10 protein-coding genes are annotated in these 15,877 nt (G+C 45.4%); 3 read left to right on the top strand and 7 right to left on the bottom strand.

The window, feature by feature from the left end:
• Nucleotides 1-229 precede the first annotated feature (229 nt).
• The 5 genes from KDM90_RS03705 to KDM90_RS03685 form a co-directional block, all read right to left on the bottom strand.
• Complete coding sequence (locus KDM90_RS03705) at nucleotides 230-853, bottom strand: hypothetical protein (protein WP_212674201.1); 624 nt, start codon at nucleotides 851-853, stop codon at nucleotides 230-232.
• Between the two features lie 134 nt (nucleotides 854-987).
• Entirely contained in the window at nucleotides 988-2,598 is a 1,611-nt protein-coding gene (locus tag KDM90_RS03700) for a diguanylate cyclase (protein ID WP_212674200.1), read from the bottom strand.
• Between the two features lie 34 nt (nucleotides 2,599-2,632).
• Complete coding sequence (locus KDM90_RS03695) at nucleotides 2,633-3,082, bottom strand: hypothetical protein (RefSeq protein ID WP_212674199.1); 450 nt, start codon at nucleotides 3,080-3,082, stop codon at nucleotides 2,633-2,635.
• A gap of 12 nt (nucleotides 3,083-3,094) precedes the next feature.
• The gene (locus tag KDM90_RS03690; RefSeq protein WP_212674198.1) at nucleotides 3,095-4,324 is read right to left on the bottom strand and encodes a hypothetical protein; all 1,230 of its coding nucleotides are present in this window, start codon (nucleotides 4,322-4,324) and stop codon (nucleotides 3,095-3,097) included.
• 298 nt (nucleotides 4,325-4,622) lie between these two features.
• The gene (locus KDM90_RS03685) at nucleotides 4,623-5,669 is read right to left on the bottom strand and encodes an NADP-dependent oxidoreductase (RefSeq protein WP_212674197.1); all 1,047 of its coding nucleotides are present in this window, start codon (nucleotides 5,667-5,669) and stop codon (nucleotides 4,623-4,625) included.
• 137 nt (nucleotides 5,670-5,806) lie between these two features.
• Here KDM90_RS03685 and purU point away from each other — a divergent pair, with 137 nt between their 5' ends.
• From purU to KDM90_RS03670, 3 genes are all read left to right on the top strand, one after another.
• The gene (gene purU / locus KDM90_RS03680) at nucleotides 5,807-6,676 is read left to right on the top strand and encodes a formyltetrahydrofolate deformylase (RefSeq protein ID WP_212674196.1); all 870 of its coding nucleotides are present in this window, start codon (nucleotides 5,807-5,809) and stop codon (nucleotides 6,674-6,676) included.
• 15 nt (nucleotides 6,677-6,691) lie between these two features.
• Nucleotides 6,692-7,234, top strand: a complete 543-nt coding sequence (locus KDM90_RS03675; protein ID WP_212674195.1) for a YaeQ family protein — start codon at nucleotides 6,692-6,694, stop codon at nucleotides 7,232-7,234.
• A 360-nt stretch (nucleotides 7,235-7,594) separates the two neighbouring features.
• Nucleotides 7,595-11,701 carry a two-component regulator propeller domain-containing protein gene (locus KDM90_RS03670; RefSeq protein ID WP_329605289.1) on the top strand — a complete coding sequence of 1,369 codons (4,107 nt, stop codon included), beginning with the start codon at nucleotides 7,595-7,597 and terminating at the stop codon, nucleotides 11,699-11,701.
• Nucleotides 11,702-11,886: 185 nt separating this feature from the next.
• Here KDM90_RS03670 and cysK read toward each other — a convergent pair whose 3' ends face one another.
• Together cysK and KDM90_RS03660 are read right to left on the bottom strand one after the other, a co-directional pair.
• Entirely contained in the window at nucleotides 11,887-12,861 is a 975-nt protein-coding gene (cysK, locus tag KDM90_RS03665) for a cysteine synthase A (RefSeq protein WP_212674193.1), read from the bottom strand.
• Between the two features lie 372 nt (nucleotides 12,862-13,233).
• Nucleotides 13,234-15,723: a penicillin acylase family protein gene (locus tag KDM90_RS03660; RefSeq protein WP_212674192.1), complete on the bottom strand. Its 2,490-nt coding sequence runs from the start codon at nucleotides 15,721-15,723 to the stop codon at nucleotides 13,234-13,236.
• Between the last annotated feature and the right edge of the window lie 154 nt (nucleotides 15,724-15,877).

Here is a 15,877-nt window from a genome sequence, read left to right as displayed (position 1 = left end):
GTAAGTCATGTTGAAGTATGTGCTGCATCACTGTACTAGTCTTAAGCGATGAAATCAATTCGTCGTTTTCTATGCATTGTTCGCGTGCATTGTTCTGCTCGAATCATGTCTTTCATATCGGCGTTTGTGCTGCGTCTACAGCGCTGCGCAGAAAGAAACGCATTACTGGTTCATTGGAAGGGAAGCTTGGTGAAATTGGCGAATTTCGAAGATGCCTCATGTAAAGTGCTCATTTACAGTGATCGGTCGCGACTTGATATGCCACGACAAACAATGAGAGGATGCTGCCACCTTGGCGCAGACAATCCGGCTTCGCAGCCCTCGTCGCTGCGTCCTGAAACTTTTCATACTTGCTCGCTTTAGGGTCGTTCAGAGCAAGCCCTCGCTTCTCTGCCATTTTTTGGATGTCGGATTTACTGGCGTGGTAAGCGTCGCGAACAGTTGCGCCATCAGGCTTGAATGTATTTGCAGATCCGGCTGTATCAAAAGGACTGTCCAAACGTGCGGTTGTGTCCGTAGGCGTTGGCGTATTACTAGAGTCATGGGAAGTGGGTGGAGGTGTGCTCGCCGTTTCTGTCTTTTTTATGCGCTTTCCAGAGTCTACTTTTTGAATTTTGTTATCGACGAGCTTTTTTGGGGGGATCTCGGCAACGCTAGGTTCAATAGTTTTTGGCAAACTGATATTGAATAATTGCATGTTGAAGCGCGTCACTGCGCTAGGTCGAACGAAATTTAAGTTCAACTGAATCAGAAATAGGGCAGTCATGGCGATTGCGCTGATCGCTGCAACGAGATGTTGCGTGATTGAACTGAATTGAAATTCCTGAGGAGCGGTAAGGTGGAGTAATGTCATGCGAACTGAAATAGGAATGGGACTACTCGACAAATCGCTAGCATAAGCGTTATTCTAAATAAGTCCAAGCTGCTCCAGTCAACTTTGAAAAGGCTCGTTCGGTGCGACCAGTTGTATTGATTAATGCGCCTTTTCTAATATTCTTTGTAAAAACAAAACTGATTCTTGCCAGATTTTTTTGCCTCATACATCGCCTCATCGGCTTGATGCAAGACTTTCGCCAAGTCGAAGTCAGCCATGTCGACGTTGCGAATGCCAATACTCGCGCCGATTCTAATCTGGACATTGCCGTTAAACGTGATTGTTTGGCCCGCCTCGAAGATGATTTTGTTAGCGATGCTTTTTACTTTTTCTACATCCTCTATATTCTTCAAAAGCACAACAAATTCATCTCCACCTGTCCGTGCGATGAAATCTGAACGGCGAACTAGCTTAGTGAGAATTTGAGTGAAGCGTATCAATACTTGGTCGCCAATTTCATGTCCATGTTGGTCATTGACTTGTTTAAATCCATCAAGATCGATCATCAAGATGTAAAATTGTTTGATCAAGGTTGCGTGCATTTCAAATTGTATGCGAGCGATCGCTTTTTCAAATCCGAGACGATTGCCAATGCCAGTGAGGTGGTCAGTCATCGCCAACTGATTGGCGGATTCCTCGCGCATTTTTCGCTCCGTTATATCGTTCACAAGACCTTGCAAAATGTCGTTTTCAACCCGACTCAAGACGAGATTAATCCATTTTTGCTGAGGCGGTTGACCAACCTCAATTGCAAAATCTTCTGATGAAACGACGTCTTCATGGGCGGCATGTTCTATCATCGTTTGTAAGCGAAGAGCGTAGTCACTTAAGCGACTGATGAGACTTGCTTGCATGGTAGCTGCGTCCGGGGTGTTGGGTAGGGCGAACAGACGGGCATAGGCTGGATTTGAGGACAAGACTTCGCCACGCGAATTCAAGAGAAAAATACCAGTTTCAGAATTGTCGAAAATAGCTCGAAATTTGCGTTCGCCGATTTGGTGTCGGATTCGCAAATCACGTTCATCTTCAAGAATATGAAATAATTTCGAAAACAGGGTATTGACATCTCGGACTAGTTGACCGATTTCATCTCTCTCATTTCCAGGTGGTAGCGGTAGGCTAGCGTTGGCATCGGGCGCGAGATGATGTAATCGATCTGAGATATTTTTGATGGGACGTGTGATGAGATTCATGACTATCAATACCAGAGTGCCTGCCATGATGAGTGTTTGCAGCATCAAAAGGCAGGACGTAAAAAGCGCTTTCTGATTGACTTGGTGGCGAATGAATTCGATGTCTGGAATCACTTCAATTTGGCAGACTTCCTCCTGGGGATTGAATGGAGAGTAAACCTGCCGTTGAATCTGTAGCTTTGCCCTCATGAGCGGCGTGAGCTTTTTAACTTGGGGCGAGAAATGTTTTTTTTGAAGATCTGCGAGGACAGTATTGGCAGAAAAAATCTTCACACTCGCGAGTTCGTCATTCTTTAATAAACCTTGTCCGACTTCTTTCGCTAAGTTCGCATCGGATAGGTAGCAAGCGATACTGACCGTGTTTTCAACTGTGCTAAGCAAACTCGTCATGCGAATTTTGACGTGATCTTGCTCGGAATTGGTTTCTGAAAAAAAGGTAAAGGCCGCAAAAATACTACCGACGAAGAGCGCGATACCCAGCACCAGTGCGCTGCTTCGGTAAACGATACTAGTTCGAAGTAAATTGGGCATGGATTGGTCGTGGTAGAAGAAGTCGATATGGCGATTAAGATTTGCTTGGGTCAAAAACAATTTTGACCCGCTTATCGATCTTTCTTCGATCGATATAAGCAATGGCGCCTTTCTCATTGATTACGATTTCTAAGGCTTGTTCGACGCTCATCACTTGACGTGGCGGTGAGCCTTGGCCTGAAAACATAAGGCGAGCCCAATACGAGCTAATTTCAGCTAGCTCTTTGTTGACCATAAAATTATAAAAATTTGCTTTCTCTGCTAGAGGATTTTCAAGATCGATGGGTAAGGCTTTAATACCCGATGGCAGTCGTCGATTTCTCCCCATATATACATTAATCACCTCATCTTTACTCATTTTGTCGACTTCCGCTTGCAAATTCGCGATCACAACAAAGTCACCCGTCGCGTAACAAATTGAACAGATGCTCCAGCCCAACATCAGAAGGGAGCTAATTAGGTGAATGCCGCGTTTGCCTTTCATCGTCAATCGACCTCAATTGAAAATGAAGTTGTAGGTGGCGCTAAGTATCGTTCCCTTACCATTCCAGTTGGGTGACGCACTGCGAACGATTAAACGTTGCTGATTATGGATGTGATCAATTTGTACCTTCAAGTCGCTAGTGGCGTTTAGGTTATAGCGTAGACCAATTGCAATTGAGCTTTGCTCGTTACGGGTTGCCTTTAAAAAACTCTTAAATTCAGCGTCAACTCGATCGATTTCAGGATTGATGCCAAGCGGAATGCCTAGACTGGTTATTGACTGGTCACGAGGACGGGTTTTCGCAAGCGTAAAATAGGGTGTCCAGTTTTTAACTCGATATGCAGCGGTAAAAAAGCCAGCCAAGTTTGAATCGAAACTTAAGGTTTTCGAGTCTAATTTGCTGAGCATGAATTGTGCTTGAAATGGCCCATCGTCGTACACTAGCCCAGCGGATAAGTATTGTATTGTCTTGTCTTTGAAAGAAAGTTGCGTTGCTAAATTAGCGGCAGTCGGGCTTAGATTTCGGATATCTGCTGAATTCAACGCGGCGATGAGCCCTTGAATATCGGGAAAGTCATTCTTAAATCGGAGTTGCGATATGCCCAAGCGTCCTAGCCAATTTTGCCTCTGATATTCCACGTGCCCACCAATAATGCGAGAGCCTTTCAGCGAAAAATAAGAGTTGTCTTTGCTGGTGATCGCCCGTTCCTTCGCTTGTCCGGTAAATAGTTTTATTTTGATTTGACTGTCCTTGAGATCAAATCGATACACCGCGTCAGCACCATCGAGATAGCTGACTATTAAACCGCCAAAATATTCGACTGGTGGGCGCACCCAAATGTAAGAGAAAGCCACATTCCGCGAATCTGCAAGTGGGTAAACATCAAAGCCCAACCGACCTATCCGTAAGTCAAGATTGTCGTCAGGTAGATATTTAAGAAATGCCCAGTTGATTTCAGGCCGGTAGTTGTTTTCATGATGGCGCACGATGGTTTGTAGACTCGCCTCTAATGCATCGTTGTATTTGCCTACGACTTGCAAGCCAATCAGTGAATCTAAACCAAAACCAAATTGATGAGTTTTCCCTACGCCCTTTGATTGCAGTAAGTCGCGCAAATAGTCAAAATCTTGGCTCGTGTTATAGGCAAAACCAAGGCTACCAAATCCACTCAATTGGATAGGTTTTTCTTCTAATTGAGAGTGCTCGATTGCTTCTTGTGCATTGACAGGGAACCTAGTCATGAGCAGGAGCAAAACAAGAGCGACCTGTTTGAAATTCAGGCGCGAGCGAAAAAGTTGAATTGCGGGCGCGTAAGCCGAGGCAAATCGCAAACGATGCCAACCGTGGTTTGAAGTGTCTCGCATCACCCCTCACATGGAACAAAATTGCTCAATGTCAAATATGCCCAGATTCATATTACACAGTAGAAACTAGGCTGGCAATCTCTTCTTTTTCCATATTGGAGGAAAACGACAGCGAGCAAGGGAATGATTGCGCGCCGTCGCCGTATTTATTTTGGTTTATCGCGATGCTGAAATTTTAGTGCTTACTCAATTCCTCTGTGTCACCAACTTGCAAAATAAGTTTGCCAAAATTTTCACCTTTGAATAACATCATAAGTGCATCGGGGAAGCGATCTAATCCAATGACAATGTCTTCGCGGGTTTGAAATTGTCCTTGCGCCATCCAAGCACTCATTTCACGGACAGCTTCCGGATAACGTTTAACATAGTCAAAGACGACGATCCCTTCCATACGTGCGCGATTGACGAGCAAGGATAAATAATTTGCAGGCCCCTTGACTGGTGTCGTGTTGTTGTATTGGGAAATCGCACCGCAAATAATAATTCTCGCCTTCATATTGATGCGCGTCAGCACTGTATCGAGGATGTCGCCCCCAACGTTGTCAAAGTAAACATCCACGCCATTCGGGCAAAATTCTTTCAAGCCGTCTTTTACTGATCCATTCTTGTAGTCAATGCAGGCATCGAATCCGAGTTCGTTCACAACGAAGTCACATTTTTCTTTGCCACCAGCGATACCAACTACGCGACAGCCTTTTTGCTTGGCGACTTGTCCTACCGTCTGCCCAACGGCGCCTGCTGCACCCGAAACGACGACTGTCTCACCCGGCTTCGGTTGGCCAACATCGAGTAAGCCAAAATACGCAGTCATGCCAGGCATACCGAGAGCATTTAGATATTTGGGTAAGGCAGCCAACGCTGGATCGACGCGATAGAAGCCTGCGTATTTGTCGTCCGCTTGGCCTGTCCAAAATTCTTGAACACCGATGCTGCCCGAGACAAAGTCACCAACTTTGAAGCGATCCGACTTGGTCGCAGTGACCTGTCCTATCCCACCTGCACGCATCACCTCATCAATTTCTACAGGTCGTATGTAAGATTTGCCACCATTCATCCAACCTCGCATTGCTGGGTCAATAGAAAGATATAAAGCCTTGACTTGAATTTCTCCTTCTTCGAGTTCTCTTAACTCTTCCTCCGTATGGCGCCAGTCGCTCGCTTGCGGATAACCAATTGGACGTGCTGCCAAACGAATTTGACGGTTGATAATGTGATCTGACATGAGTTTCCTCTAAGTTTATTTGAGCACCGTGACTATATCTCAAAAAGTACGAACGTGCTTTTATTTTGCGTCGGCATAAATTGCTCCAAGCGTGAGACAATGGAGGTGTTCTCAATAAAATCTTTACGGTCCGAAGAGTGATGCAAGCAGAATATATTTTGACTTTGTCGTGCCCCGATCAACGCGGCATTGTTCATGGGGTTTCCGGATTTTTGGCTGCGAATGGCTGCAACATCATTGATTCAGCCCAATTTGGCGATGCGCACTCACAGCTTTTTTTTATGCGAGTGCATTTTGCAATGGAGAGCCAAGCCATCACTGAGGCCGAATTACGGATCGCGTTTGGACAGGTGGCCGATTCTATGAAGATGGTTTGGCAATTACATGATGCCCACCATAAGCCCAGAGTCGTGATTTTGGTATCGAAAATTGGACACTGTTTAAACGACTTACTTTTTCGTTATAAGAGTGGTTTGTTGCCAGTGGAAATTAAGGCTATCGTCTCGAATCACACCGAGTTTTATCAATTAGCCGCGAGTTATAATATTCCCTTTCATCATTTTCCCCTTGCGCTGGGAGCGTCGGCAGAAGAAAAGCTTCAGCAAGAACGTAGAGTGCTTGATGTCATCAATGATCATCATGCGGAATTGGTGGTTCTGGCACGCTATATGCAGATTTTGTCGAACCCAATGTGTCTCGCGCTAAATGGAAGAGCAATTAATATTCACCACTCATTCTTGCCAAGCTTTAAAGGTGCGAAACCCTATTATCAGGCACATGAACGTGGTGTTAAATTGATAGGCGCAACCGCACATTTTGTGACAGCTGATTTGGATGAAGGACCGATTATTGAACAGGATGTTGAGCGCGTCGATCACGCTATGGACCCCGAAAAGTTGACGGCAATCGGACGAGATGTTGAATGTGTTGTACTTGCACGGGCAGTCAACTATTTTGTTGAACATCGAATCTTGTTGAATGGTCACAAGACAGTCGTTTTTAAATAATTTTGAAGAACTTGAATGGCACTAAAATCAACAATTTACAAAGCGGAATTGAATATCTCTGATATGGACCGCGGCTACTATGCAGATCATAGTTTGACGATTGCTCGACATCCTTCTGAGACGGATGAAAGGATGATGGTCCGAGTGCTGGCATTTGCAATTCATGCGAGTGAGCGTTTAGCATTTGGTAAAGGAATCTCGGACACGGAAGAGCCAGATTTTTGGGAAAAAGACTATACAGACGCGATTTTGCTGTGGGGCGAAGTGGGACAGCCGGATGATCGGCGCCTCTTGAAGGCATGTGGCCGTGCAGAACAGGTTTTTGTTTACAGCTTTGCTCATGCGAGCCAAATTTGGTGGAAACAAATGAATAGCCGTTTGGATCGTGCAAAAAATTTGTGTGTAAAAAATATCGCATCCGAGGCAAGTCAAGAATTGGCTAAACTTGCAGAACGAACCATGCAGTTGCAATGCACTATTCAAGATGGACAAATTTGGATGTCAGCTGGCGACAAATCGGTTCAAATTGATTTGGAAGTTTTTAAAGAATTCGGCTAATCAACTCGTCGTATTGAAATTTAATGTCGAGTATTTTAATCGAGGTGTTTGAACACGTTCTCGATATAGAAGAACAAGAAAATATCGTCGAGGTCAAAAAATATGGGTCAATTGCGTTTTGTCGCAAAAAAGTGAGAATTGCTCTAAGCTGTTTCACAGATGCTTGGTTTGTGCCTACAATGTGCTCGAACCACGTTGGTCAAACCGTGATTGATTCGCAGTCGATTCGTGTTCTGCTGTATTCTCGACTGTAAAGTTAATACATTGTATGTTTAGCGAACAATGATGCGACCGCTCTATCGCATTTCTTCTAATAATGTAGTGCCAACCAAAAAAGCAATTTCGAGAAAAGGCTAGTCGATGCGTCGCTTTGCTTATTCATTTCGTGTTGTGAATCGATCCCGATTACTTTTGCATAGCGCTGCTAGGATGGTATTTAGTTTTAAAGAATGCCTGCTCCATCTCTTTCCTCTCATCTTTCTCTCAATTTCAAATTTTGCCCTGGCTGACAACATTCAGTCCTTACGTTTTAGTCATTTGACGCAGGAACATGGTCTACCCAGTAGCAGCGTGATGAGTATGTTTCAAGATAAGCAGGGCTTTATGTGGCTAGGAACCGCAAACGGCCTAGCGCGTTTTGATGGTCGGCAGATCAAAACATTCGAGTATCAAGAGAATAATTTAGCAAGTATCAGCAATCCTTTGGTGACAGCGATCTTACAGGATCAAGGTAAGTTTCTTTGGATAGGAACGAGAGCTGGACTCGATCGATTGGATCTTCAGTCAGAAACGATACAGCGGCAGGTGATGCCGGCTGATATTTCTCTGCAGAATCGACGTGTCAGCGGGCTTGTTTTGAATACCAACGAAAAATTATGGGTGGCAATGTATGGTGGCTTATATCGATTTGATACCCGCCGAGCACAATTCGAGCGTTGGGACAGTCCCGACCCCGAACTTCAAGGGCGCGTGTTCACGATCATTGCTGATGGCCTCGGCGGAGTGTGGCTAGGACAAGGTCAATTCGTCGCCCATGTGAGTAAGGACGGTCAGCTCTTGCATTTCTTTAATACGCAGAGTCGAGTGGCAGAACAATTGCTCGATCCTATTCAATTTCAAGTGCGTAGTTTAGTTCTCGACGTCCAAGGCCGAATTTGGGTCGGTATGGAAAACGGTCTACAGATCTGGAAAGTTGATCGTGAAAAAATGGATCGAGAACAGCTTGGAAGTGATTTTGATTTACCAAAAGGCGTTATTCGCTCCATGTTACGTGATACAGACAACGCGATATGGATAGGTCTTGGCGGCGATGCGGGCTTACGTAAGTGGACTGACGGAAGGAAATTGTTAGAAACATATACACACAGTCGCGCTGTCGCAAGTAGTTTGAATTCAGGGGCAATTCAAAGTTTAGTACAAGACAGCAATGGTAGTTTGTGGGTTGGCACAAGTGATGGAGGTGCAGCTCAGGCTGATCTGCGTAGTAAACGTTTTAATCTGTATTTGAATGAGGCAATTGACAATAAAAATTTAGCTTCGCCTGTTGTGATGGCAATTAGTTTTGTATCTGATCAATTTGCATGGGTCGGAACGTATAGCAACGGCTTAGTGAGATTAAATTTAGAATCGGGGGCTGTTCAGAGGATACTTCCCAGTGAAATGCCCTTGACTAAAATTAAAGCGCAGTTTCTTGCCTCTGATGGAAAGTTATGGATAGGCGGTGACGGTGGTTTGTTTGTATTTGATCCTACGTCGAGAAAGAGTCGAGAGATTGCACTGAATAGTCAAATTGCAGCGGGGGCTTCAATTAGCTCGATTGTCGCCGATCGAAATGGAGATGTCTGGGCCGGAAGTGCATTGGGTTTATATCGAATCCGCAGTGCAGTGGGACGATCACTCACGGAAGAGTGGGCGGTTGATACCTTCAGAACAGACAGCCAAGTGCGAGGTGCGATTGGGCATGACGTGATTGATAGCTTGTTGCTTGATCACCGAGGGCGTTTGTGGATTGGAACCAAAGGAGGTTTATATCTTTGGCGACCCGAGCATTATCGATTCGACCAAATGATCCAACCAGATCGTATAGTCCCTCATCCCGAGAAACTAGCGATTCAATCGATGCGCGAAGATGCACGTCATCGGCTCTGGCTAGCAACTGAGGCAGGATTATTTGATTTGACAGAGCAAGACCAATATTGGACTTTGCACTCATGGTCTGAAACAAAAGGCATGCCACAAGGTGGCTTTGATTCTATCGAAATTGCGCGTAATGGAGAGATTTGGCTAGGTAATGATCTCGGACTGACAAGACTAATTCCGGAACAGCAGAAAGCCCGCTTTTATCCTGCACTGACTCATTTCGGGGCAGGTATCAATTTCGGCGCGAGTGCTCAAGGTCCAGATGGAAGTCTGTATTTTGGAACTAAAGGCTTGATTCGATTTCATCCCGAGCAGTTGAAAGACAATTTATTTCCACCCAAAGTTGTTTTGAGCGATATTCTCTTATTTAACAGATCGTTACAGAGCACTCAAACTGCTCCTGGCCAAAAAAGAGGTAAGTCACTGCCTGAAAAGGATCAACAAGCTAAACTCAGCATGAATGATGTTGGGTTGGATGTCTTTTCGACTACGGGTGCAGACCATGCAACACTAGAGGATATAGGGGTGCATGGGGCTTTGCACTTGGCAAAGAAAATTTATTTGACCCACCGCCACACAATGGTCAGTTTTCAATTATCGGCATTGCAGTTCTACAACCGTGGGCAAAATCGCTATGCGTGGAAATTAGAGGGATCAGATGCAGATTGGATTGACGGATTAGCGGAACAAGGTACGGCAACCTACACCAACCTAAGTTCAGGGAATTATCGCTTCTATGCGAAAGCGGCGAACCCAGATGGCGTTTGGAGTGATCCTGTCCTCCTTTTGGAAGTCGACGTAGCCCCGCCATTTTGGCGTACTTGGTGGTGGTACACCACCGCGTTTCTGCTTGGAAGCGCGCTAATTTGGATATCTTATCGATTGCGTGTAAGGTCGTTTCACGCAAATCAAGCTTACCTTCAGCAAGAGGTCGCGCATCGTACTAGCGAAGTTGTGGAACAACGTGAGATTGCTGAACGTGCCAGACGAGATATTGCACTTTTAAGTGAAATCGGTCGGAAGATTACCGCTAGTTTAGATCCAACGACAATTCAACAAGTGCTTTATGAACATTTGTCGGAGTTGATACAAACGCAGTTCTTTGCGATTGGGACATTAAATCTAGACAAAACCCTCATTGAATTTAAATTCGTTGTACGTGAAGGGATAAGCTTAGAGAGTTTTCAGCTTAAACTCGATGGCAGTACGCAGATAGCACAAGCGATTTTGCCTCGACAATGGGTAGAGCCGGCGATAACTTGCGTGACAGAATCACGTTTGATCAAGCTTCGAGAAGCGAGCCCGACAATTCAAGATAGAAAGAATCTTTCACTTGAGTCTGACGAGCGCACCCTGTCAGGTTTGTTTGCGCCTCTTATTGTTCAATCCAAGACACTCGGCCTAATTACATTATTGAGCGCTGAGGCAAACGCTTTTGATACACGAGAAGTCGATATTCTAAAGACATTAAGTGCTTACGCAGCGATTGCATTTGATAATGCCGATGCTTACCAATACCTGCAAATGACTCAGGCTAAATTGGTCGAACAAGAAAAATTGGCGGCCTTAGGTTCCTTGGTCGCTGGGGTTGCACACGAGCTTAATACGCCCTTGGGAAATAGTCTCCTGACAGCAACAACGATGATGGAAATGAGCGAAAAATTTTTGCAAGAAATTGAGACTGGAAAGATGCGACGTTCAAGTTTGGAGGTCTTTGCAAAAGCGACGGGAACCTCAAGTCAGTTACTCCTTCGTAATCTGACTTCGGCATCGGATTTGATTGTTGGTTTCAAACAAATTGCGGTCGATCAGGTTTCCGAGCAAAGACGTCAATTCAATTTGCGAACAGTGTGCGAAGAGGTTGCTTTAACGATGTCGAATCGTTTGAAACGCGAGGAACATGTGTTGCAGATCGATATGCCCGCAACCATTGTGATGGATAGTTTTCCCGGTCCATTTGGACAAGTGATCAGTAATTTAATTATGAATGCAATCATCCATGCTTTTCATGGGCGCAAGCAAGGCCTGCTCAATTTGACTGCTGAGTTAATCGACCAAAGACAAGTTAGTCTGGTATTTAGTGACAACGGTCACGGTATTAAAGAAGAGAACTTAAGTAAAATTTTCGACCCGTTTTTTACGACACGATTAGGGCAGGGAGGCAGTGGATTAGGTTTGCACATCTGTTACAACATCATTCATTCTGTGCTTGGTGGTCGAATTGCAGTGAGAAGTCAGCCGGGTTTAGGGGCGCAATTTGAAATTGTGTTGCCATTAATCGCACCAGAGCGCAAAAGTGGGCTTGTCGAAGAAAAAGGGAGTGTATAGCTAACACGACTAACAGTCGAACGAGTCACCCGTTTCAGTAGTTGCGTAATCGGATGGCTACATCGTCGGCAATCAAAGATCCGATATCGAAGTTGGCTCATCCAACAATCGCAAGTTGATGTGCCTAACTGCTGAAAAAATTCATCCAGCAGTTAGGAGACAATTGGCCTTGCTTCTGCACAGTTTTATACTGCAATCCCACTTGCGTCGAAGTAGCCATCAAACAGAATTGAGCTCAAATAGCGTTCGCCGGAATCGGGTAGGACGACGACGATGGTTTTTCCTTCATTTTCCGGTAACTTTGCTAGCCGTACAGCGACTGCTGTCGCTGCACCGCAGGAGATCCCCGCCAAAATACCTTCTTCTTTTGCGAGTCGCTGCGCAAACTCGACAGCCTCTTCATTGGTCACTTGTTCAATCGAATCGACTAATGCAAGATCTAAAACATCGGGAACAAAGCCAGCACCAATGCCTTGTATCTTATGCGGTGCTGGTTTGATTTCCACACCGTTACGTTTTTGCGTTAGTACTGGGCTTGTCGCTGGTTCAACTGCAACGGTTTGGATGGCTTTACCTTGTGTCTGTTTGATGTAACGTGAAACACCTGTAATTGTGCCTCCAGTTCCAACACCGGCGACGAAAATATCAACCGTCCCATCCGTATCGTTCCAAATTTCCGGGCCTGTCGTTTTCTCGTGGATGGCAGGGTTCGCCGGGTTCTTAAATTGTTGGAGTAGAACAAAGCGTTCTGGATCGCTTGCACGGATTTCCTCCGCTTTGGCAATAGCGCCATTCATCCCTTTCGCGCCCTCAGTCAAAATTAATTTTGCACCAAATGCTACCAAGAGTTTCCGTCGCTCAATACTCATGGTTTCAGGCATGGTTAGCGTTAATGGAATTCCTTTAGCTGCGGCGACAAATGCCAATGCAATACCTGTATTGCCGCTTGTCGGTTCAATCAATTCTTTGCCAGGACCTAAGAGGCCGCGCGCCTCAGCGTCAGCAACCATGGCAGCGCCAATTCTGCATTTGACGGAATAGGCGGGATTGCGTCCTTCTATCTTGGCGAGTACCGTCGCTTTCGCGCCGTCGATAACACGATTGAGTTGAATCAGTGGGGTTCGACCGATAGAGTCCGCATTGTTTTGGAAAATTGCCATAAGTTCCTCGTTAAGGAAAAGTATTTTGAAAATCGATGGCTTGCAAGAAGTCGCCCGAATTCGGTGCGTACAATTGAGCAAACCTTGAGTGAAGAGCAGGATAAGCCAGACGCGAATAAACTCAAAAGAATATAAGTGCATATTCTTATATGAAAACAAGGACACAAGCCCTTGGCACTGCGCAAATAAGTGCGACCAGTCGTTCTCAATTTCCACTAACAGTGAAAGCGAGAGAATTGCATGATTGAAAGGACGTGGTCGCGCTTGATAGGGGTGAAGATGGCTTTATTTTGGTTGGCGAATTGAAAAAGGTCATCTCGCGCTATTTGTACTAATCGCATTATTTGTGCGGACCGCGACCTCGCGATTTGCCTATTTCTTGGGGGTCAATAAAAAGCTTTGCTTTGTGTTGTTCTCGATTGCGCTTCTCGAGTAGAGCAAAGGAAAGTACTGACCTTTGGACCATTTTTCCGTTAAATCGCGGTAATGAGGACTATCTTGATCGCCAGATTGTCCCGGTGCATTGATTGCTCTTGAATTGTCCCAATTTCCTACGTCAACGACGACCCTAAAAGTAGGCCCATTAATTTGCACAAAGTCACTCAAGCGATAGGTGGATTGATTGACTGTATTTGCACTGCCTCCTCGTGGTAGAGGACCAATGTCGAATTGTGCTCGTTGTGTTGCGTCCAACAGCTTGCTCAAAGGATGGGTAAATTCGGTTTTTTGAATATTGCCCCAACGCCACTCCTGACTATTTTTACCTAGCAGATGTTCCATGCGTTGATAGGCCAGTGACAAACTGTTGAGTAAAAGTTGGTCGCGGGTTTTTTGTGCTTGCTGTAGTGTATTGCCAAATTGCCGTGGGAAAGCACTAGAGCGATCAAGATTGTCCAGCATACGGGTCATGTCTGGCATACTATTGACAAGATGGGCGCGGGTTCCAAGCATCAAGTCTTTGTATGCAGGCGCCAGTGTTTGTGTCAACCATACTTGAAATAATCCAGCCGCCGCTGAATCAGTCGATTCGACATAATTCCAAGTCTTGAAAAGGGCTAAGGCTTTGTTCGCCGTCTCATCTGTGCTGTGCAACGACATGAGCAGTTTGACTAATCGGGTAGCCGGTAAGGAAACGATGTCATTCTGCAATTGCAAGGAATCTTCAATGGAGAATTTCTTTGATTGTGAAAGCACAGATGCAATTCTTTGATAGCGGGCATCGTGCGGCCACTCGAAACCTAATTTACGAAGCTGATAAGGATAACTTGCTGGCAGATTCAATTCATTCGCGGAGGCAAACCAAGCGGATTTAGGATTGTAACTATAGGGCAGTTTGTCACCTGATAAAAATCCAGCCCACTCGAACCGACCGTCACCTGGCACCGGTAACAAACCATCCCAGTTTGGGCGTATGGGAGTCAGACCGCCGGGAACCCACCCGATATTGCCTTTGGTGTCTGCGTAGACCTGATTTTCAGTGGGAGCGCCCCAGTGCAACATAGCTTTCTTGAATTGACTAAAATTCTTTGCACGCATGTAGTCGACACTGCCGAAATAGGGGGCCATACCGGGTTCCAGCCAAGCGGTCCGAACAGCATAGGCTCGATTGTTGAGTTTATCTTGATAGATCAATGGGCCGTGACGTGTGAAGAGGAGTTCACTACTTTGCTCGGCTTGATTTTTGACCAAAAAAAGTTCTTTTTGAGTTTGAAGATTCTCCCATTTTCCTCGATATTTGTACTGCATAGGATTGCGGGGATTCATCTCGTAGACGTAAAGATCTTCTTGATCGATGCTCATGATTGTGAGCCCAAATGCAATGCTTCCGTTGTGTCCGATTGAGATGCCTGGCAATGCAGGTTCGCCGGCGCCAATGACATTGATGCCGGGAGCATTTAAATGCGCGATGTAGCGTAGTGAAGGCGCAGAATATGCTCGATGCGGGTCATTTGCCATTATTGCGCGACCTGTACTTGTCTTTGAGGGCGCTAAAACCCAATTGTTACTACCTTCCAAAGAATCAATCTCGGTGTTTTTTTCTAACCAAGCTTGAGAGAGAAGGTTGTCAGTGGTTGAAACGCTACTCTCTATTGCAGCGTTCAAACGACTATTCAATCCATCAAAGCTGACATTTTGTGTTGCTAAAGTAAATTGACGTAGGACTTCATTGGGCAGACAAGGGGAAAGACCTGCAGGAATCTTTGTTTTCCAGGCTGGTGCAAGGCGTTGTCTTACCTCGTCTAATTCAAGGTCGCCTGAACACGCCATCCTGGCACGCGCAACCTCCGAGTTGAGGTTTCTAGTTAATCCGTGGCTGCGAATACGAACTACGTCTGTGGCGAGCCATTTTGCTGGGCGATATTTGAGTATCTTAAATTCGTTAGGAAGGCGTTCAGGATTTGCATTGACATAGTCAATGTAAGCATTAATACCTGCGACGAAATGTTGGGTTAAGGTCGCTGCTTGCTTACCATAAGAATTCCACTCTTTTTGCATATCGCCTCGGTATAGGAACAGGCGCGCAGCACGATCTTGTTCAAGATAGCTTGATCCAAAGGCTTCCGCTAGTTGTCCTAGCCCTCGGCGACGCCAAAGATCGAGTTGAAATAAGCGATCACGTGCTGCATTGAAGCCTTGAGCAAAAAACAAATCGGCTTCATTTTCCGCATAGATGTGCGGAACACCCCAAGTATCCACGAGAATTTGCACTGGACTTTGAATCTGGTCGATTCGCCACTCCTGCTTGATTGCAGGTAACTCGGCTGTTTGTGGACTTTGGGCAAAACTTTCGGTTTGCAAACAAAGAAAGGCTAGACTAAGCTGGAGTGGCTGAATGATTCTTAAAGAAATTAGACGGTGCATAAATGGATACTCAAGAAAGCGAATTATTTGAGGGTGTCATTGCTATGTTGCACAGCCTAGACGCTTAATAACTCGTGTAGTCGATTCAAAGTGATCCTAGTATAAGGCGATTTATTTGAACTTCGTGCTGCATTTTTTGCATTTCGTCGCATCT

It is taken from the genome of Affinundibacterium fentianense, from assembly GCF_018139545.1.
Lineage (GTDB): Bacteria > Pseudomonadota > Gammaproteobacteria > Burkholderiales > Burkholderiaceae_D > Undibacterium > Undibacterium fentianense.
This window is presented reverse-complemented; position numbering and strand designations above follow the sequence as displayed.

Coding starts and splice junctions, on each gene's coding strand:
- KDM90_RS03660 (WP_212674192.1), bottom strand. CDS start 15,723: ATGCACCGTCTAATTTCTTTAAGAATCATTCAGCCACTCCAGCTTAGT.
- KDM90_RS03705 (WP_212674201.1), bottom strand. CDS start 853: ATGACATTACTCCACCTTACCGCTCCTCAGGAATTTCAATTCAGTTCA.
- KDM90_RS03675 (WP_212674195.1), top strand. CDS start 6,692: ATGGCACTAAAATCAACAATTTACAAAGCGGAATTGAATATCTCTGAT.
- KDM90_RS03695 (WP_212674199.1), bottom strand. CDS start 3,082: ATGAAAGGCAAACGCGGCATTCACCTAATTAGCTCCCTTCTGATGTTG.
- KDM90_RS03685 (WP_212674197.1), bottom strand. CDS start 5,669: ATGTCAGATCACATTATCAACCGTCAAATTCGTTTGGCAGCACGTCCA.
- KDM90_RS03700 (WP_212674200.1), bottom strand. CDS start 2,598: ATGCCCAATTTACTTCGAACTAGTATCGTTTACCGAAGCAGCGCACTG.
- KDM90_RS03690 (WP_212674198.1), bottom strand. CDS start 4,324: ATGACTAGGTTCCCTGTCAATGCACAAGAAGCAATCGAGCACTCTCAA.
- cysK (WP_212674193.1), bottom strand. CDS start 12,861: ATGGCAATTTTCCAAAACAATGCGGACTCTATCGGTCGAACCCCACTG.
- KDM90_RS03670 (WP_329605289.1), top strand. CDS start 7,595: ATGCGTCGCTTTGCTTATTCATTTCGTGTTGTGAATCGATCCCGATTA.